17 protein-coding genes are annotated in these 19,431 nt (G+C 60.4%); 12 read left to right on the forward strand and 5 right to left on the reverse strand.

The genetic code is table 11. The features are described 5' to 3' along the window. Positions 1 to 147: 147 nt before the first annotated feature. Positions 148 to 1,863, reverse strand: coding sequence for an FtsW/RodA/SpoVE family cell cycle protein (locus QZ329_RS09515; RefSeq protein WP_295751669.1), 1,716 nt, complete (start codon positions 1,861 to 1,863; stop codon positions 148 to 150). A 197-nt stretch (positions 1,864 to 2,060) separates the two neighbouring features. Here QZ329_RS09515 and QZ329_RS09520 point away from each other — a divergent pair, with 197 nt between their 5' ends. After that, positions 2,061 to 2,789: a hypothetical protein gene (locus tag QZ329_RS09520; protein WP_295751671.1), complete on the forward strand. Its 729-nt coding sequence runs from the start codon at positions 2,061 to 2,063 to the stop codon at positions 2,787 to 2,789. A gap of 172 nt (positions 2,790 to 2,961) precedes the next feature. Here QZ329_RS09520 and QZ329_RS09525 read toward each other — a convergent pair whose 3' ends face one another. The 4 genes from QZ329_RS09525 to QZ329_RS09540 all read right to left on the reverse strand — a co-directional run bounded on the left by QZ329_RS09525 (position 2,962) and on the right by QZ329_RS09540 (position 8,035). Then, on the reverse strand, positions 2,962 to 3,117 hold the full coding sequence (locus QZ329_RS09525) for a rubredoxin (RefSeq protein ID WP_295751673.1): 156 nt from the start codon (positions 3,115 to 3,117) through the stop codon (positions 2,962 to 2,964). 24 nt (positions 3,118 to 3,141) lie between these two features. Continuing rightward, entirely contained in the window at positions 3,142 to 3,708 is a 567-nt protein-coding gene (locus tag QZ329_RS09530; RefSeq protein ID WP_295751677.1) for an NADH peroxidase, read from the reverse strand. 277 nt (positions 3,709 to 3,985) lie between these two features. Beyond that, positions 3,986 to 6,055, reverse strand: coding sequence for an elongation factor G (locus tag QZ329_RS09535; protein ID WP_295751680.1), 2,070 nt, complete (start codon positions 6,053 to 6,055; stop codon positions 3,986 to 3,988). A gap of 252 nt (positions 6,056 to 6,307) precedes the next feature. Next, entirely contained in the window at positions 6,308 to 8,035 is a 1,728-nt protein-coding gene (locus QZ329_RS09540; RefSeq protein WP_295751683.1) for a phospho-sugar mutase, read from the reverse strand. A 308-nt stretch (positions 8,036 to 8,343) separates the two neighbouring features. Between QZ329_RS09540 and dnaA the strand changes: the two genes are divergently transcribed. From dnaA to QZ329_RS09595, 11 genes are all read left to right on the forward strand, one after another. Further along, positions 8,344 to 9,663, forward strand: coding sequence for a chromosomal replication initiator protein DnaA (gene dnaA, locus QZ329_RS09545; protein WP_295751686.1), 1,320 nt, complete (start codon positions 8,344 to 8,346; stop codon positions 9,661 to 9,663). A gap of 315 nt (positions 9,664 to 9,978) precedes the next feature. Beyond that, the gene (gene dnaN, locus QZ329_RS09550) at positions 9,979 to 11,094 is read left to right on the forward strand and encodes a DNA polymerase III subunit beta (RefSeq protein WP_295751689.1); all 1,116 of its coding nucleotides are present in this window, start codon (positions 9,979 to 9,981) and stop codon (positions 11,092 to 11,094) included. A gap of 11 nt (positions 11,095 to 11,105) precedes the next feature. Continuing rightward, positions 11,106 to 11,321, forward strand: a complete 216-nt coding sequence (locus tag QZ329_RS09555; protein ID WP_295751692.1) for an RNA-binding S4 domain-containing protein — start codon at positions 11,106 to 11,108, stop codon at positions 11,319 to 11,321. After that, entirely contained in the window at positions 11,311 to 12,417 is a 1,107-nt protein-coding gene (gene recF, locus QZ329_RS09560) for a DNA replication/repair protein RecF (protein ID WP_295751695.1), read from the forward strand. The genes QZ329_RS09555 and recF overlap by 11 nt, the downstream gene beginning before the upstream one ends. Before the next feature lie 17 nt (positions 12,418 to 12,434). Next, complete coding sequence (gene remB, locus QZ329_RS09565) at positions 12,435 to 12,698, forward strand: extracellular matrix regulator RemB (protein WP_295751699.1); 264 nt, start codon at positions 12,435 to 12,437, stop codon at positions 12,696 to 12,698. Positions 12,699 to 12,843: 145 nt separating this feature from the next. Then, positions 12,844 to 13,020 (forward strand): hypothetical protein, encoded by a 177-nt coding sequence (locus QZ329_RS09570; RefSeq protein WP_295751702.1) that lies wholly within the window; start codon positions 12,844 to 12,846, stop codon positions 13,018 to 13,020. Next, positions 12,999 to 14,948: a DNA topoisomerase (ATP-hydrolyzing) subunit B gene (gene gyrB, locus QZ329_RS09575; RefSeq protein WP_295751704.1), complete on the forward strand. Its 1,950-nt coding sequence runs from the start codon at positions 12,999 to 13,001 to the stop codon at positions 14,946 to 14,948. The genes QZ329_RS09570 and gyrB overlap by 22 nt, the downstream gene beginning before the upstream one ends. A 10-nt stretch (positions 14,949 to 14,958) precedes the next feature. Then, positions 14,959 to 15,468, forward strand: a complete 510-nt coding sequence (locus tag QZ329_RS09580) for a hypothetical protein (protein ID WP_295751707.1) — start codon at positions 14,959 to 14,961, stop codon at positions 15,466 to 15,468. A gap of 26 nt (positions 15,469 to 15,494) precedes the next feature. Next, entirely contained in the window at positions 15,495 to 17,990 is a 2,496-nt protein-coding gene (gene gyrA, locus QZ329_RS09585; protein WP_295751710.1) for a DNA gyrase subunit A, read from the forward strand. Positions 17,991 to 17,997: 7 nt separating this feature from the next. Beyond that, positions 17,998 to 18,441, forward strand: a complete 444-nt coding sequence (gene rnhA / locus QZ329_RS09590) for a ribonuclease HI (RefSeq protein WP_295751713.1) — start codon at positions 17,998 to 18,000, stop codon at positions 18,439 to 18,441. 326 nt (positions 18,442 to 18,767) lie between these two features. Further along, positions 18,768 to 19,349: a hypothetical protein gene (locus QZ329_RS09595; RefSeq protein WP_295751716.1), complete on the forward strand. Its 582-nt coding sequence runs from the start codon at positions 18,768 to 18,770 to the stop codon at positions 19,347 to 19,349. Positions 19,350 to 19,431 lie beyond the last annotated feature (82 nt).

Here is a 19,431-nt window from a genome sequence, read left to right on the forward strand (position 1 = left end):
ATACGAGATCGAGTAATGTGACTGGAGTTCAGACGTGTGCTCTTCCGATCTGTCCCTCGTCCCCCGCAGGGGTGGGGGTTGCTCAAGGGGGAGCCTGCTCCCCCTTGAAGGAGGCGGAGGAAACGGAGCGGAACGGATGCCCGGCTTTCAGCCGGGCGGAGTGGAGCGCAGTTTTTGACGCCGGATGGCGAAGCTGGCATTCTCCCGGGTATCCGTGGCCTTCAAAAATGCCAGCAGACCCCAGGCGGACAGCATGGCGGATCCGCCGTTAGAGACAAAGGGGAAGGTCACCCCCGTCAGAGGCAGGATATCCACAGACCCGAATACATTCAAACAGGTCTGAAACACCAGCAGCGAGCCGGCGGCGCAGGCGGCCAGACAGTAAAAGCTGCTCCGCCCCATCCGGCAGGCCCGGACGGTGAAAAAGGCCAGGGCCACAATGGCCCCCACGGCAAAATAGGCCACCAGCAGTCCCCACTCCTCACACAGCATTCCAAACACCAGATCGGTGTCCGCCGCCGGAACCCGGTGGAGCCAGCCCTCCCCCGCGCCCATGCCGAAAAGGCCCCCGGAGGCCGCGGCGGACATGGTGCGGGTCTGCTGATAGCCCTGCCCCGACGCGTCGGCCCAGGCGCGGCCCCAGGAGGCAAAGCGGCTGAGAATATAGGGCTTGAACTTCACAATAATTCCCGCGCCGAACACCGCCCCTCCGCAGATGAGGGACAGCGTGGCAAAGTCCCCGGAGCGGAGGTAGGCAATCACCAGGAAGGTCACAAAGAAAATGGACGCCGTTCCAAAGTCGCTCATCAGACCCAGAAGGCCGATACACACGCCGGTAAGGAGGATGAAGAGAGTCAGATTCCGCCGGTGGAACAGCCGGTCCAGGGTGGCGGACCCGGCGAAGATATAGCAGATCTTGGCAATCTCCGAGGGCTGGAAGGACAGGGGACCCAGGGAAATCCAGTTCACCGCGCCGTACTTCCGGTTCCCCAGCACCAGCGTCACGGCCAGAAGAGCAATGGACGCCGCCGCCATCAGCCAGCGGTTCCGCTGGACCCGGCCCAGGTCCCGGAGAAAAATCCCCAGGGTCAAAAACAGAATCAGCCCCAGAATCACAGCCAGAAGCTGCTTATAAAGGCTTCCCGGCGCGCTGGAGGCGGTGACCGCCAGGGACAGCGTGGAGAGGAAAAAGGCGATGGTCTCCATCTCAAAACCCACGCAGCGGCTGAGCCGGAGCGCTATGGCATAGAGCCACATCACCGCCGTCAGCCCCAGAAAGGCCAGGGGAATGGCGGGGGAGGCCCCCTCTCCCGCAGAGACCATCAGCTGCGTGCAGGCCAGCAGCTGGAACACTGTCAGCCACAGGAAGGAGGGCCACATGGCCGCGGGGCGCTCCGCCCGGCGCTTCTCCTCCAGCTCCTCCCGCTCCGCCGCGGTCTGGGGCAGGAAGAGCAGGGGCACACCCCCCAGCTGGATGGAATCTCCCAGGCGGATGGGGGCGGAACCCTCCACCTTCTCGCCGTTGAGCAGTACGCCGCCCTTGGAGTTCAAATCATAGAGGGTCCACTGGTCCTCCTCATTCCGGCAGAGGGCCGCGTGCTGGCGGGAGACGCTGGGGTAGTTCAGCCGCACGTCGGCGCTCCGCCCCCGGCCCAGAATATTCTCCCAATGGGTGAGGGGAACGGGAACGCCGTTGGGCAGGCTCAGCTGTCCCCAGGTCTCCGGCGTGTGGGGAATCCGGAGGAGGGACCGGACGGCCCGCCAGAGAATGGCCCCCGCCAGCACAGGGAAAAGCAGGCGCGCAAGGGCGGTATACCACAGTCCCACGGCGGGATACGCCGCCAGCAGCTCCGTCAGATTCACAGACACGCCTCCTTTCCTCCTCTGGACGGGAGAGTACTTTTTCTTAGCATACCATGCTTTTGTGAAAAAATCTACCGCTTTCCAGCGCCGCCGGATATTTTCCGTTCCGCCCAAAATTTTCCGGCGGCGCTTCTTCACTTTTTCCACGTACTGCCGATATAATGTATATATAGAATATTCCATCGGGAGGGACCGCCATGGGCATTACACAGCTAACCAGTCGTTCTGCCTCCTGGCAGACCCAAATCCATGCGCAAACCACTTCCCAGACCAGCGCCCAAACCGCCCAGGCCGGGGAAAAGAAGGACGATTCCACCGATCTCTATGAGATGATGCGGGATGCCCGGGAGAAGGCGGATGCCGTGCGGGAGAAATTCAACAGTCTCAAGCCCAAACCCCGGTACGGCGACGCTCCCATCGAGGCTTACGCCCGCCTGGCCAGAGCCCGGCGGCCCGCCGAGGTCACCGCCGCCGCAGGATACGCCCGGCGGCAGATCACGCGGCTGAAAGCCGCTAAGCACCAGGACCCGGACAACGCCAAGCGCATTCAGGCCGCCATCAACCAGCTCCAAAAGGCCGTCACCCGGGCGGGGAAAAAAAGCCGGGAGCTGAACCGGGAAAAGGCGGATCAGGCCCGGCAGGCCAAGCTGGCCCAGGAGAAAAAAACCCGGGAGGCCCAGCGCCAGCGGCAGGAGCTCCGCCGCAGGCAGGCCGCCCGCATGATTCGGGAGTCCGGTTATATCCGGGAGGCGGAGATTGACAACCGGATGCAGGCGCAGCTTTCCGCAACCCGTATGGAGCTTCAGAAGCAGGCACAGGACCTGTCGGCCTCCTTCCAGCCCTCTGCCGGGGCCGTGGCCCAGCAGTACGCCGCTGCCGCCGCTCCGGAGGCCGCCGCTGGAGGAGAGCTGAATCTCCAGGCATGAGAAAAACGAGGATGGGCAGCTGCCTACCCTCGTTTTTTGCGCATGCGTCAGCCGAAGGTAAATACCGGGTGGTAGCCGTACATAGGTTTCCACACCGGCAGTCAAAAAAGTGCAAAAAGAGAAGAACGGGGATTCCCCGCTCCTCTCCAAAAGCGCTGTTCTTAATTGCGGCTTATTCCTTCTCAAACACGTCCTTGCCCATCTCGCAGATGGGGCAGACCCAGCTCTCAGGGACCTGGTCCCAGGGAGTGCCGGGGGCGACGCCGTTGTCAGGGTCGCCTACCGCGGGGTCATAGACGTAACCGCAGGGGCAGACGTACTTATCCATAAGTAGATCCTCCGAATCGGAAAATTATTTGAAGTACCGCTCCAGCAGGCCCTTGAAGGCCTTGCCGTGGCGGGCCTCGTCGCGAGCCATCTCATGGACGGTGTCGTGGATGGCGTCCAGGTTGTACTGCTTGGCCAGCTTCGCCAGGGCGAACTTGCCGGCGGTGGCTCCATTTTCGGCCTCGACCCGCATTTCCAGGTTCTTCTTGGTGCTGGTGGTCACCACGTCGCCCAGGAGCTCCGCAAACTTCGCGGCATGCTCGGCCTCCTCATAGGCGGCCTTCTCCCAGTACAGGCCAATCTCGGGATAGCCCTCGCGGAAGGCCACGCGGGCCATGGCCAGGTACATGCCGACCTCGGTGCACTCGCCGGAGAAGTTGGCGTTCAGACCGTCAATGATCTCCTTCTGCGCCTCGGCGGGAACGTCCGCGCCAAAGGTCTTGCCAACGCCCACCACATGCTCGGCGGCCCAGGTCATATCAGCGCCCTGCTCCTTGAACTTCGCGCCGGGAACGCCGCACTGGGGGCACTTCTCGGGGGGAACGTCACCCTCGTGAACATAACCGCAAACCGGGCAAACCCACTTTTTCATAATTGTATCCTCCTTAGAATCAATTTTTTATCAGGCAGTGATATGAGTATAACAGGTTCCCAGAAAGACTTCTAGTTGCAAATGTCACAAAATCAAAATTTGATGGAAATTAACTCTTTATTTAAATTTGCAGGGAGGCGCTCTTTACAAACAGGCTGTCCTCCGAAAGGTTCCGGCGTTCGGCGGGCTTTTAAAAATGCACCGCCTCTCTCATCAACCCTGAAAAGAGCCCCGTTCCGGCTGGAGCGGGGCCCTTTTTGGTCTTTGATGCGGTAAATCAGCCCTCCGCCATGGCCTTCGCTTCGGCGATGGCCTTCTCCTGGGCGGCAGGGGGGCAGTCCTGATAGCGGATGAAGTGGAAGGTGAAGCTGCCCCGGCTCTGGGTCATGGCCCGCAGGTCAATGGCATAGGTGCCCATTTCGGCCATGGGAACCTCGGCGGTGATGACCTGGGTGCCGTCGCCGGTGGGGTCCATACCCATGGGGGTGCCCCGGCGCTTGGAGATGTCGCCCATAACGTCGCCGGTGTAGTTCTCGGGCACGGTGACCTTCAGCTCACCGATGGGCTCCAGCAGGACGGGGTTGGCCTCGGGCATGGCGGCCTTATAGGCCAGCTGCGCCGCGGTCTTGAAGGCGATTTCGGAGGAGTCCACCGGGTGATAGGACCCGTCGTACAAAACGGCCTTCAGATTCACCAGGGGATAGCCCGCCAAAGGACCGTGGGCGCAGGCCTCCCGGAGGCCCTTTTCCACCGCCGGGAAGAAGTTCCGGGGCACGGAGCCGCCGAAGACCTCCTCGGCGAAGACCATCTCCTCCTCCTCGGGGTTGTACTCAAAGCGGACCCACACGTCGCCGAACTGGCCGCTGCCGCCGGTCTGCTTCTTGTGGCGGCCCTGCTTCTGGACGGTCTTGCGGATCTTCTCCCGGTAGGGAACCCGGGTGGGCTTCAGCTCCGCCTCCACATTGAAGCGGCTTTTCAGCTTGCTCACCAGTACGTCCATCTGCATGTCGCCCGCGCCGGAGACCACCATCTGCCGGGTCTCGGCATTGTTCACCACGGAGAAGGTGGGGTCCTCCTCATTCAGGCGGGTAAGGCCCTGGGCGATCTTATCCTCCTGCCCCCGGGTCTTGGGCACGATGGCCACGGAGTAGCAGGGCTCGGCGAAGGGAATGTTCTTCAGGCTGACCACCTTCCGCTCGTCGCAGAGCGTGTCGCCGGTCTTGATGTCCATCTTGGCAATGGCGCCGATGTCGCCGCAGGCCAGCTCCTTGACCTCGGCGTTCTTCTTGCCCCGGATGGTATAGAGCCGGCCCAGCTTCACCTTTTCGCCGGTGCGGGCGTTCACCATGGGCATATCCGGCGTGATGCTGCCGGAGAGAACCTTTACGAAGGAGTACTTGCCGTACTGATCGGAGATTGTCTTGAATACAAAGGCCGTGGGCACGCCGCCGGGAGAGACCACGAACTCCTCGGTCTCGCCGTCGGACTTGGTGGCTTTGTGATAGTTGCCCTCCACCGGGTTGGGCAGCAGGTCCACAATGTTGTCCATCAGCATCAGGGACCCCAGGCAGCCCACGGCGGAACCGCAGAGAACGGGGAACAGGCTCAGGTCCCGGACTCCCTGGCGCAGGCCCTGAATCATCTCGGCATAGGTGAAATCCTCGCCGTCGAAGAACTTGTTCATCAGCTCCTCGCTGGTCTCGGCCACGGACTCTTTCAGCGCGTCGTTGAACTCGGCGATGACGTCGCCCTTGTCGGCGGGAACCTCGATCTCCACCCGCTTGAGGTTCTGCATCTCATAGGCCCGCTTGTTCAGCACGTCGATGATGCCGGTGACCTTGTGTCCGCCGTCCCAGATGGGGACCACCACCGGGGCGATCTTGTTGCCGAAGCGGGAGCGCAGCGCCTCGAAGGTGGCGTTATAGTCGCTGTTGTCCTCGTCGGTTTTGGAGATGTAGATGAAGCGGGGCATATTCCGCTCCTCGCAGTATTTCCAGGCCTTCTCCAGACCCACGGACACGCCGTCCTTGGCGGAGCAGACAATGATGGCGGCGTCGGCGGCCCGGAGGGCGGCCATAACCTCGCCGGCAAAGTCGAAGGCGCCGGGAGTATCCAGAAGGTTGATGCGGCAGCCCTTATAGTCCAGAGGAGCCACGGAGGTGGACAGGGAAATCTGCCGCTTGGTCTCTTCGGGATCATAGTCGCACACAGTGTTTCCATCGGCGGCCCTTCCCATTCTATCAATGACGCCGGTCATGTAGAGCAGGCTCTCGGCCAGGGCGGTTTTGCCGCTGCCGCTGTGCCCCAGCAGACAGACGTTGCGGATGTTCTGTACGGAATAGCTCATGATTCGTTTCACTCCTTATTTTTGCTGTCCATGCGGCCGGGGCCGCAAGCGTCCAATATATGAATTATACAACACTCTACCGGCGATTACAACAAAAATTTTGGTCAAAATCACATTTATGCTTCACTGCCAAATTGATGGTTCATATTTCGTCAATTTATCTATGTCCAGCGAAAAAGGGCCTGCCGTATTTTTCCGGCAGGCCCCTCGGTTTACAGTTTTTCCAAAATATGACGCGTTATGACGCGTTTGTTATTTCTGGAGGGAGGCTACCCAGGCGCCGTACTTGTCCAGGTTCGCCTGAGCGTCGGCGGCGTCCTTGCCCTGGGTGAGGATGTAAACTTTGATCTTGGGCTCCGTGCCGGAGGGACGGACGATGACAGAGGTGCCGTCCGCCATCTCGAAGCGCAGCACGTTGGACCCGGAGAGCTCCATGCCGCTGGTTTCGCCGGTGGCGCAGTTCAGCACGGACCCGTCGCTGTAGTCCTTGCGCACCGCGACCTTCACGCCGGAAATCTCCGCCGGGGGATTCTCCCGCAGGCCCTTCATCAGGTTGGCCATGTCCCGCAAACCGTCCAGACCCGGCATAACCAGGTTGTAGGTATGTTCCGCGTAATAGCCGTACTTCTCATACAGCGCCGCCAGAGCGTCCGCCAGCGTCATTCCCTGGGCGGCGTACCACGCGGCCATTTCCGTCAGCAGCAGGGCGGCGGTGACGGCGTCCTTGTCCCGGACGTAGTCGCCCAGCATGTAGCCATAGCTCTCCTCATAGGAGAAAATGACCTTGCCCTCGCCGGCGGCCTCCAACTTGTCCTTCTTCTCCGCCAGGAACTTGAAGCCGGTGAAGGTGTCGAAGCACTGAAGGCCGTTGACCTCCGCCACCTTCCGGGCCATCTCCGTGGTGACGATGGTCTTCAGGGCCACGGGCTTCTCGGGCATGCTGCCCGCCCGGTTTTTCGCGCCAATCAGATAGTCCAGCAGCAGTACGCCGGTCTGGTTGCCGGTGATGACCTTGAACTCGCCGTCCTTGTCCCGGATCATGATGCCCACCCGATCCGCGTCGGGGTCGGAGCCCAGAATAAAGTCCGCGCCCTCCTTCTTGGCCAGGTCCACCGCCAGGTAGAAGCCCTCGGGATTCTCCGGGTTGGGGGAGACCACGGTGGGGAAATTCCCGTCGATGACCATCTGCTCCGGCACGCAGAGCAGGTTCTTCACGCCCAGGCGGCCCAGCACCTCGGGAATCAGCTTGTGGCCGGTGCCGTGGAAGGGGGTGTAGACCATCTTGAAGCTGTCCGCCACCTTGGCCACGGTCTCCTTGTCGTTGACCAGGGCCGTGACGTTATCCAGGAAACGCTTGTCCGTCTCCGCGCCCAGCACCTCGATAAGGCCCGCCTTTACGGCCTCGTCATAGTCCATGCGCTTGATATCGTTGAAGATGTCAATCTCGCCCAGGCGCTTGGCAATGGCGTCGGCGTGATGGGGGGGCAGCTGGGCGCCGTCCTGCCAGTAGACCTTATAGCCGTTGTACTCCTTGGGGTTGTGGCTGGCGGTGACGTTAATGCCCGCCTGGCAGTGATACTCCCGGACGGCGAAGCTCAGCTCGGGAGTGGGGCGGAGGGACTCAAAAATCCGGACATGGATGCCGTTGGCGGCGCAGACCTCGGCAGCGGCCCGGGCGAACTCGGCGGAGTGGTTCCGGCAGTCCATGCAGATGGCCACGCCCCGCTTCTTGCCCTCCTCGCCCTCGGCGCAGATCACGTCGGCAAAGCCCTGGGTGGCCCAGCGGATCACGTGGATGTTCATGTTGTGCAGACCGGTATACATGGTTCCCCGGAGGCCGGCGGTGCCAAACTCCAGAGGTCCGTAAAACCGGGACTCGATTTCCTTGGGATCGTTCTTGATAGCCTCCAGCTCAGCCCGCTCCTCTCCGCTCAGGGCGGGGCTGGCAAGCCATTTCTCGTACTCTTTCATAAAGTCCATAGCAATGCTCCTCCTTTTATGAACGCCGCCCCACTCTTTTGAGGGTTTTTGACAACGTTCGTTTCCTGTCAGGCGGCAAAACTATTCATGCCGCACAAAAACATTATAAAAGAATCTCCCTGTGATGTCAAGATTTGGTTCACCAGCGCTGACTGAAGGAAAAAAAAGCAAAATCCGCCATCCGTTTGGCTGCGGAAGGTTTAAAAACGAATTCTTATTATTAGAATAAGTATTGCCTTTATTTCACTTCTCTGGTATAATAAATAAATGTTTTCAAACACGACTACAGAAAGAGAGGTGTTTCCTTTTTGAATTCCGTCACCGACATTTGGGAGAATGTTCTGCACCAACTCCGGGGGACGCTCTCCGAAACCACCATTTCCACCTGGTTTGACGAGCTTCAGATTGTGGACATCCGGGGCAGCACCTGTTTTCTCCACTGCGCCAGCGACTTTAAGCGGGGGTATCTGGAATCTCTGTTCCTGGGCAACATCAAGGCCGCCCTTCAAGACATCTTTTCCATGGAGTTTGAGGTGAAGATTCTGGACGACGCCGGCCTTCTGGAGTTCCGGGGCGGCGCCGCGCCCAAGCGGCAGTCCGAGCGGTTCACCTACGCTGAATTCACCTTTGAGACCTTCGTGGTAGGCCCCTCCAACAAGCTGGCCCACGCCGCCTCCATGGCCGTGGCGGAACACCCCGCCCAGAACTACAACCCTCTTTTGATCTATGGGGACTCCGGCCTGGGGAAGACACACCTGCTCTACGCCATCGCCAACGTCATCCGGCGCAACGACCCCAACTCCAAAATCGTTTACATCAAGGGCGACGACTTCATCAACGAATTCGTGGAGCTCATCCGGGCGAACCGGGGCAGCGAGTTTCGGGCCAAGTACCGGGAGGCGGACCTTCTCCTGGTGGACGACGTGCAGTTCGTGGCGGGAAAGGAGCAGGTGCAGAACGAGTTCTTCCACACCTTCAACACCCTCTATGAATCCGGGCGGCAGATCGTGCTGACCTCCGACCGTCCTCCCTCCGAGATGACCCTGCTGGACGACCGGCTCCGCACCCGGTTCGAGTGGGGCCTGCTGGCGGACGTGACGCCGCCGGACTTCGAGACCCGTCTTGCCATCGTGAAAAACAAGGCGGCCCTTCTGGGCATGGACCTGCCGGATAAAATCGCCGTTCTGATCGCCCAGAACGTCACCGCCAACGTCCGCCAGCTGGAGGGCACCGTCAATAAGGTCCTGGCCTATAAGGACCTTCTGGACAAGGAGACCGACGAGGACACCGTCAACCGGGCCATGCAGGACATTCTGAAGGGCAGCAACGAGTATATACCCACGCCGGAGGCCATTCTCTCCTACGTCAGCCGGTACTATCATCTGGACGAGTCCGTGGTCCGGGGGCAGCAGCGGGTCCGGGACGCCGTGGCCGCCCGGCAGATCGCCATGTTCCTCATCCGCAGCATGACGAACCTCTCCCAGGACAACATCGGCCAGCTCTTCGGCAACCGGGATCACTCCACCGTCATCCACTCCATCCGCCAGGTGGAGCAGAAGATGAAAAAAGACCCGGCCTTTGCCGAGATGGTCAAGGAGCTTAAATCCAATATCACATCCAGACACTGACCGAAAACAGGCCTGTTTTTTCATACCCTTTTTTTCCACATTTCCTGTTGAAAAGGAAAACCTTTCTGTGGAAATCCCGGGGGATGTTGGGAGGCGTGGAGAACCGTCTTTTTCTTCAACAACGGCTGTGGAAGCGCAAAGTCCCGCCGTTTCTATGGTTTTCCCCTTTTTCCACATTTTTTTCTCCTACTGCCACTTCCCCTAAATTATTTACTTTTTTTCTCTAAAAGAACGGCCTTCGCCTCCCGTTTGACCGAGGGCCCCGGCGCTCAGGCGCCGTCATTACCGCGCCCACCGGCGCAAGGAGGTTTCACCATGAAATTCAGCTGTGAAAAAGCCCTGCTGCAAAACGCCATCTCCGTCACCAGCCGGGCGGTGGCCCCAAAAAGCTCCATTCCCGCCCTGGAGGGACTACTGCTCCACGCCGGAGGGGAGGAACTGACCGTCTCCGGCTACAACATGCAAACCGGCATCCGGGCCAAGGTCTCCGCCGGCGTATCGGACCCTGGAGACATCGTTCTGAACGCCCGGCTCTTCGGCGACATCATCCGCCGTATGCCGGACGACATGGTGGTTTTCACGGTGGACGAGAAGCTTCAAGTCCATCTCTCCTGCGCCGACGCGGACTTCGATATCCCCGGCCTCTCCGCCGCGGATTATCCCGACCTTCCGGAGGTAGAGGACGAGTACGCCGTGTACATGCAGCGCAAGGTCCTTCGGGCCATGATCGAGGAGGTGGCCTTCGCCGTCTCCACCAACGAGAGCCGCCCGGTCCATACCGGGGCCCTGTTTGAAATCGGGGAGGGCGGGCTGACCATGGCCGCCGTGGACGGGTTCCGTCTGGCGGTGCGGAAGGAGCCCCTGGAAAAAATCGAGGGGGGCGCCTTTTCCTTCGTGGCCCCCGGTCCGGCGCTGAACGAGGTGAAGAGCATCTGCGGCGACGTGGAGGACCTGGCGCAGATTACCCTTGGCAAACGGCATATCCTCTTCACCGTGGGCAGCGTGGAGCTGATCTGCCGCCGCCTGGAGGGGGAATTCCTGGATTACCGCACCGCCATTCCCCGGAAGAACCCCATCGCGGTAACGGTGGAATCCAAGGCCCTGATTGAGAGCATCGACCGGGTGTCCGTGGTGATCTCCGACAAGCTGAAAAGCCCGGTGCGCTGCCGTTTTGAGGAGGGGAAGGTCCTCCTCTCCGCCAAGACCGGAAACGGCGACGCCAAAGACGTGTGCCGCCTGGAGGGCGACGGCGACGGGCTGGAAATCGGATTCAACAACCGTTATCTGATGGAGGCCCTGCGCTACGCTCCGGCGGACAAGGTGCGCATCGAGCTGAATACCGGCGTGTCTCCGGCCATCATTGTGCCCACCGACGGGAAGGATCATTTCTTATATATGGTACTTCCGGTGCGGCTGAAAAATTCGGATTGAGGCGGCGCGGCATGAGAGAGATTGTTATCACCACAGAGTTTATCAAGCTCCAGGACCTGCTGAAATTTGCGGGACTGGTGGAGACCGGGGGAGAGGCTAAGGAGCGCGTCCAGGCCGGAGAGGTCCGGGTGGGCGGCGAGGTCTGCCTCCAGAGGGGAAAGAAAATCCGCCCGGGAGACGAGGTTCTCTTCCGCGGGGAACGGCTCACCGTCCGCTATGCGGATTGACCGCCTGGAGCTGGAGGGCTTCCGGAACTATGACCGGGAGGCGGCGGACTTCGACCCCCGGTGCAACGTGATCTGCGGCGAGAATGCCCAGGGAAAGACGAATCTTCTGGAGGCTGTCGTCTATCTCTCCCGGGGGAGGTCCCCCCGGGCCCGGACAGACCGGGAGATGATCGGCTTTTTGAAGGAGGACGCCCGTCTCCTGGCCCGGGTCCGCTCCCGGGACCGGGAGTTCAAGGTTCAGGCGGACCTGTTCCGGGGCCGGCGGCGGAAAATCACCGTCAATCAGGTTCCGGCGAAGACCAACGCCGCCCTGGCGGACGTGTATCACACCGTTCTCTTTCAGCCGGAGGACCTGTATCTTATCCGGGAGGGCGCCGCCGCCCGGCGTCGCTTTATGGATACCGCCCTTTGCCAGCTCCGGCCCCGGTACGCCGCCGCCCTGGCGGGCTATGAGCGGGCCAGAGAGCAGAAAACCCGGATTCTGCGGGACTGCGGGCAGAGGCCGGACCTGCTGGCCGCCCTGCCGGAGTTCAACGAGCAGATGGTGCGCTTCGGCGCGGCGCTGATTCAGTACCGGCATCCCTTCTGCCTCCGCCTGGGGGAATACGCGGCCCTTCACCACCGGGAGTGCTCCGGCGGGCGGGAGGAGCTGACCCTCCGGTATCAGACGGTTTCCTCCGTGGAGGACCCGGGGGCGAACGGGGATACGATCCGAAATTGCCTCCGGCGGCATATGGAGCGCCATCAGGAGGCGGAGCTGGCCTCCCGGCTGTGCCTCTCGGGACCGCATAAGGACGATCTTCTGGTTTCCATCGACGGACGGGAGGCGAAGACCTATTCCTCCCAGGGGCAGACGCGGACGGCGGCCCTGGCTCTGAAGCTGGCGGAAAGGGAGATCTATAAAAACGCGGCAGGGGAGTATCCGGTGCTTTTGCTGGACGACGTGCTCAGCGAGCTGGACCCCCGGCGGCAGGAATTTGTATTGAACCGCATCGCGGGAGGGCAGGTGTTCATCACCTGCTGCGAGGAGGACCGATTGCCGGACCTTCTGGGCGGCCGGGTGTTTCACGTGGAACAGGGGAGAATTCGATTCTGAACCAAGGAGGGCGGACCATGTACTTGCACCTGGGACAAAACGAGATCATCCCCCAGCGCCGGATCATCGGCATCTTTGATCTGGACAAATGCAGCTATGAAAAGCGGACCCGGGATTATCTGGCGTCGGCGGAGCGGGAGGGGGTGGTTCTGGACGTGTCCGGGGACCTGCCGAGGTCCTTCGTGGTCTGCGACCACCCGTATCATGAGCAGATCGTCTATTTGACGCCTCTCAGCCCCTCCGCTCTGCGGAAGCGGGCGGAGAGCGGGAAGCTGGAGTGAAAGTGAAGAGGAAGACCGGATAACGTATCTGTTCTGAATCAGATATCGCTTCCAAGACAGGGCGGACCGTTGATGGGACATCCTATGCGGCCAAACGGCTGTATATTCCAAAAGCGTGCATAGAGAGCGGAGGAAGGCAGGCCGAATGACCCGGCCCTTCGGCCCGGCTTTTTCCGCTCTCAAACCGCAATTCCCGGTTGCCGTGCGGCAGGCTGGCGGAAGCGACGCACCGAAGAGCGAGATAAAAATTCTTTTTGGTTCTTTTTCTTATAAGAAAAAGAGCAGCAAAGGAGAACATTTATGGCAGACAATGAAATCTTAAATTCCACCGCCGTGGACGCGGGCAACGAGTACGACGCCTCGGAAATCCAGGTTCTGGAGGGTCTGGAGGCCGTTCGAAAGCGGCCCGGCATGTATATCGGTTCCACGTCGTCCTCCGGCCTTCATCATCTGGTATACGAGATTGTGGACAACGCCATCGACGAGGCCCTTGCGGGCTTCTGCACGGAAATTCTGGTCCAGATCAACGAGGGGGACACCATCACCGTCGTGGACAACGGCCGGGGCATCCCCGTGGACATCCAGGCCCAGACCGGCAAGCCCGCCCTGGAAGTGGTCTATACCATCCTCCACGCCGGCGGCAAGTTCGGCGGAGGGGGCTATAAAGTCTCCGGCGGCCTCCACGGCGTGGGCGCGTCGGTGGTCAACGCCCTTTCCGAGTGGCTGACGGTTCAGGTCCACAAAAACGGCGAGATTTACGAGATGAAATTCTCCCGGGGACAGATCACCCAGGAGATGACCGTGGTGGGCAAAACGGACCGTACCGGCACCACCGTTATCTTCAAGCCGGACCCGGAGATGTTCGAGGATACGGTTTACAGCTATGACATTCTCCACACCCGCATGCGGGAGGAGGCCTTCCTGAACGCCGGACTCCGGATTAAGACCGTGGACCTCCGCCCCGGCAGGGAGCAGGAGGACTCCATGTGCTACGAGGGGGGCATCCGGGAGTTTGTCACCTGGCTGAACAAGAGCAAGGACGCCCTCCATCCCGGCGTGATCTATATGTCCGGCCAGCGGGAGGACTCCGTGGCCGAGGTGGCCCTCCAGTATAACGACGGTTACAGCGAGACGATTTTGTCCTTTGCCAACAACGTCCATACCCCCGAGGGCGGCATGCACGAGGAGGGCTTCAAGCGGGCCCTGACTACCGTGCTGAACAGCTACGGCAGGAAAATCAAAATGCTGAAGGACGACGAGAAGGTCTCCGGCGAGGACTGCCGGGAGGGTCTGACCTGCGTCATCTCCGTAAAGCTCACCGACGCCCAGTTTGAGGGGCAGACCAAGGCCAAGCTGGGCAACAGCGAAATCCGCACCCTGGTGAACAACATCGTGGCGGAGAAGCTGGACACCTTCCTGGAGGAGAATCCCCAGGTGGGGCGGATGATTCTGGATAAGGCCCTCACCGCCTCCCGGGCCCGGGAGGCCGCCAAGAAGGCCCGGGAATCCATCCGCCGGAAGACCGCCCTCAGCGGCGCGGCCATGCCCGACAAGCTCCGGGACTGCAACGAGAACAATCCCGAGCTGACGGAAATCTATATCGTCGAGGGTGACTCCGCCGGAGGCTCCGCCACCCAGGGCCGGGATTCCCGGTTCCAGGCCATCCTGCCTCTCTGGGGCAAGATGCTGAACGTGGAGAAGGCCCGGGCGGACAAGGTGTATGGCAACGACAAGCTCCAGCCGGTGATTACCGCTCTGGGCGCGGGCATCGGGGAAGAGTTTGATGCCAATAAGCTCCGGTATCACAAGGTGATCATCATGGCGGATGCCGACGTGGACGGGTCCCACATCCGGACGCTGCTTCTGACCTTCTTCTTCCGCTTCATGCGGCCTCTGATCGAGCAGGGCTATGTCTATTCCGCCGTGCCGCCCCTGTTCAAGCTGACCCGGGGCAAGACGACGAAGGTCGCCTATGACGAGATAGAGCGGGACCGCATCTCCGCCGAGCTTCGGGCGGGGAACCCAAACGCCAAGGTGGAGATCAACCGCTTCAAGGGTCTTGGTGAGATGAACCCCCAGGAGCTGTGGGAGACCACCATGGACCCGGAGACGAGAACCCTCCGTCGCATCACTCTGGACGACGCCGTGAAGGCGGACGAGACCTTCACCATCCTGATGGGGGAGAAGGTGGAACCCCGGAAGGAGTTCATTGAGCGGAACGCCAAGTATGTGGTGAACCTGGACTACTGAGTGTACGGAAATGAGACGAATCATAAGCGCGCTTTTGTTCCTGGCCCTGCTGTTGACAGGCTGCGGCGGCGTCTCGAAGGAGGACTATGACGCGGTGGTCCGGGAGCGGGAAGCCCTGCGGGAGGAGCTCCAGAAACAGCAGGAGAAGTCCCCCGACAAGATGACGGTCAAGGTAACGGGCGAATTTACGGCCACGGTGCGGGAACTGATTCCCGACTATGTGACGGACTATGAAACGCCGTACATGGCGGTGGTCACCCTGTTCCAGAGCACACCCTTTACTATTTATACCGGAGAGCTTACGAAACATTTGGAGGAAGGGGAGACCTACGTCTTTGAGGTCGAAATGTCCCGTTACGATATCATCACCAGGCAGGAATACGAATCCGGTACGCTTCTCAATCCCGAGGTGGCGTTTTCCATGTATCCCTCCCTCTATATATCCAACTTCCGCCCGGCGGAGGAAAGCGACTGCGGACTGGATTCCGTCCACCTGGCGTACGAAGCGTGTGAAACCTGATTTAAGGAAAGGCTGGGTAACAGCAGATGAGTAAAAAACCCCAATACGACCCCGAGGAAATCCGATTCCCGGACCAGAAAATTGTCGAGTCCCCCCTGGTCCCGGAGATGGAAAAATCCTATATCGATTACGCCATGAGCGTCATCGTGGGCCGGGCCCTGCCGGACGTGCGGGACGGCTTGAAGCCCGTCCACCGCCGCATCCTCTACGCCATGTATGAGGACAACCTGACCTACGACAAGCCCTTCCGCAAGTGCGCCACCGCCGTGGGTGACGTGCTGGGCCGCTATCACCCCCACGGCGACCAGTCAGTGTACGACGCTCTGGTCCGTCTGGCCCAGGACTTTTCTATGCGCTATATGCTCATCGACGGCCACGGCAACTTTGGTTCCGTGGACGGAGATCCCCCGGCGGCTTACCGGTACACGGAGGCAAGGCTTGCCAAAATCTCCGAGGAGATGCTCCGGGAGATCGAGAAGGAGACCGTGGACTGGGACCCCAACTTCGACGAAACCCGAAAAGAGCCCAAGGTCCTGCCCTCCCGGTTTCCCAACCTCCTGGTGAACGGGTCCAGCGGCATCGCCGTGGGCATGGCCACCAACATCCCGCCCCACAACCTCCGGGAGGTCATCGGCGCGGTCATCTGCGTGCTGGAGGACCCCAACGCCACGCTGACGGATTTGATGCAGCACATGGAGGGGCCGGATTTCCCCACGAAGGGCATCATTATGGGCCGCAGCGGCATCCGGGCGGCCTACGCTACCGGGCGGGGCCGGGTGACCATCCGCGCCCGGCACGAGTTTGAGGAGTTCGGCCAGAACCGGACCCGCATCATCATTACGGAAATTCCCTACCAGGTCAACAAGCGGATGCTGATTAAAAACATGGCGGACCAGGTGGAGGACAAGCGGCTGGAGGGCATTTCCAACATTCAGGACGAGTCCGACCGCAACGGCATGCGCATTGTCATCGAGCTGAAGCGGGACGCCAACCCCCAGGTGGTGCTGAACCGCCTCTTTGCCCAGACCCAGCTTCAGACCACCTTCGCCATCAATATGCTGGCCCTGGTGGAGGTCAACGGCAAGCTCCAGCCCAAGATTTTGTCCCTGCGGCACATCCTGGACGAGTACATCGCGCACCAGGAACAGGTCATCATCCGCCGCACCCGGTTCGACCTGAAGAAGGCCCAGGAGCGGGCTCACCTGCTGGAGGGTCTGCTGACCGCTCAGGACCATATTGACGAGGTTATCAAAATCATCCGCACCAGCTACGACAACGCCAAGGAAAACCTCATGACCCGCTTTGGTCTGGACGACGTGCAGGCTCAGGCCATCTGCGACATGCGCCTCATTGCCCTCCAGGGTCTGAACCGGGAGAAGCTGGAAAACGAGTACAAGGAGCTGGAGGAGCGCATCGCCTATTTCCAGCAGGTCCTGTCCGACGAGAGTCTGGTCCGCCGGATTCTCAAGGAGGAACTCACCGCCATCGCCGGGAAGTACGGCGACGAACGGGTGACGGAGATTCAGGACGTGGAGGATGAGATCGACATTGAGGACCTGATTGAGGAGGAGCAGTGCGTCTTCACCCTGACCCAGGCGGGCTATATCAAGCGGACTCCCGTCAGCGAATATGCGGCCCAGTCCAAGGGCGGCATGGGGAAAAAGGGCATCACCACCCGGGAGGAGGACGCGGTGGAGGACGTCTTCACCGCCTCCACCCACGACTATATTCTCTTCTTCACCGATACCGGAAAGGTCTACCGCAAGAAGGGCTATCAAATTCCCGTCTCCGGGAAGACGGCCAAGGGGACCAACATTGTCAACATCCTCCAGGTGGAGCAGGGAGAGCAGATTCAGGCCATCATCCACACCCGCTCCATAGAGGACGACGGGCGCTATCTCTTCATGGTCACCCGGAACGGCACCGTGAAGCGCCTGCCGGCAAACAGTCTGCGGAATCTTCGGAACAACGGCATCCGGGCTCTGCGCATGGACGAGGGAGACCGGCTGATCACCGTCCGGGAAACCGACGGGGAGCAGAAGATTCTGATTGCCACCCACGACGGCTGCGCCATCTGCTTTGACGAGAACGACGTCCGCCCCATGGGCCGGGAAGCCGTGGGCGTCCGGGGCATCCGCCTTCGGGAGGGGGACTATGTGGTGGGCGCCGCCCGGGCGAAACCGGGGAAGACGGTACTGACCATTACGGAGAAGGGCTTTGGCAAGCGGACGCCGGTAGAGGAGTACCGGGTTACAAACCGGGGCGGCCTGGGTATCAAGAATTATATGGTGACGGAGAAGACCGGAAATATCGTGGGCGTGAAGGTGGTGGACGGGTCCGAGGACCTGCTGCTGGTCACCCAGGCGGGCATTCTGATCCGCACGCCGGTAGAGGCCATCAAGCAGTGCGGCCGGTCCACCCAGGGCGTCATTGTCATGCGCTTCAAGGAAGAGGGAGATCAGGTGATCTCCATGGCCCTGGCGGAGCGGGAGGAGACCTCCGTTCCCGAGGAAACGGTGTGAGGTCCCTATGAAAACGGTTACCATTTATACCGACGGAGCCTGCTCCGGAAATCCAGGACCGGGAGGATGGGGAGCCATCTTGCTCTACGGGGAGCACAAAAAGGAGCTCTCCGGCGGCGAGGCCCAGACCACCAACAACCGCATGGAGCTCACCGCCGTCATCCGGGCCCTCTCCTGTTTGAAGGAGCCCTGTATTGTGGAGCTCTGGTCTGACTCCAAGTATATCATTGACGCCCTGGAAAAGGGCTGGGCCGTGGGATGGCGGAAACGCGGCTGGGTAAAGGCGGACAAAAAGCCCGCCCTGAACCCCGACCTCTGGGAACAGCTCCTGGACCTGCTGGAGGTTCATGAGCTGCACTGCCACTGGGTCAAGGGACACGCGGAAAACGCCTTCAACAACCGCTGTGACGAGATGGCCGTGGCAGAGAGCCGGAAGGTGAAGGGGACGTAAGGCGAGTAAGCCGCAAACTGCGGACAGGGTAAATCACCGCCTGTTTTGGAAGCGGCAGGATTCATAAACTGTTTACAAGAAACTCATAATTTTGAAAAAATTATTGGGTATAGTAAGAATCAGCAAAGGGTACTCCCAGCCCGATGCGTTTTCTCCCTCCTAAAATAAACACACACGAAAAACGGACCGCCTGGCGGTCCGTTTTTCGTTTCTCCCGGAAATGCGGAGGGTCTCTTATCAAGTGCCGGACTTTGTCGATATAACCTTTGTAAAGGAATACCAATTTGAAAAGCAAGGGAGTGCGAATGCAAAAAGGAGAATCAGGCATGGACAGCGGAATAAACTACATCGTCAACAACACCGGAATTCCTGAGTCAATGTGGGGGAAGTACAAACCGGCGGGGGTGAACCCGGGCGGACCTTCGGTAGACTTTTCGGACCTCCTGTCCGGCAAAAACCAGGAGATCACCGGGAAGCTCACCGACGGGGCGAAGAAAACCTTACAGCGGCTGAAGGCCAATCCGAACGCCGTTTCCAAGGTGGAGTGGATGGACCTCATGCACGAGCTGAACGCCATGGGTGCCATCAGCGACTTGGATTACGGCTGGACAAGGATGGACCTCCGCCTGGTACCCCTGGGAGATATGGATAACCCCTTTGTGACTTTGGCGGATATGCGGGACACTCTGGACCGCATCAATCAGTGGCCGGGGAATCCCCTGGACTACCTGGACCAGTGGGCCTTCTCCCTGAAAAAGTGGGGAGCGGAGTTGTCCTGGGAGCGGAATTCCGATGGAACGCCCAAATATAAGGACGTCTCGCCGGTCTACGATCAGGCGGCGGCCTGCGGCCGGGTGTCCAGCCTGATAATGGGCCTGCTGTCGGCAGATTTGTCCGCCTTGAAGTGAGAGGGTTTGCTTTCAATAGATCACCAGCGGGACGGCAAAAGGCCGTCCCGCTTTTCCTGTCCCCGCCCCTTGATAAACGGGG

Origin of the sequence: uncultured Oscillibacter sp. (genome assembly GCF_910579365.1) — a bacterium.
GTDB lineage: Bacteria > Bacillota > Clostridia > Oscillospirales > Oscillospiraceae > Oscillibacter.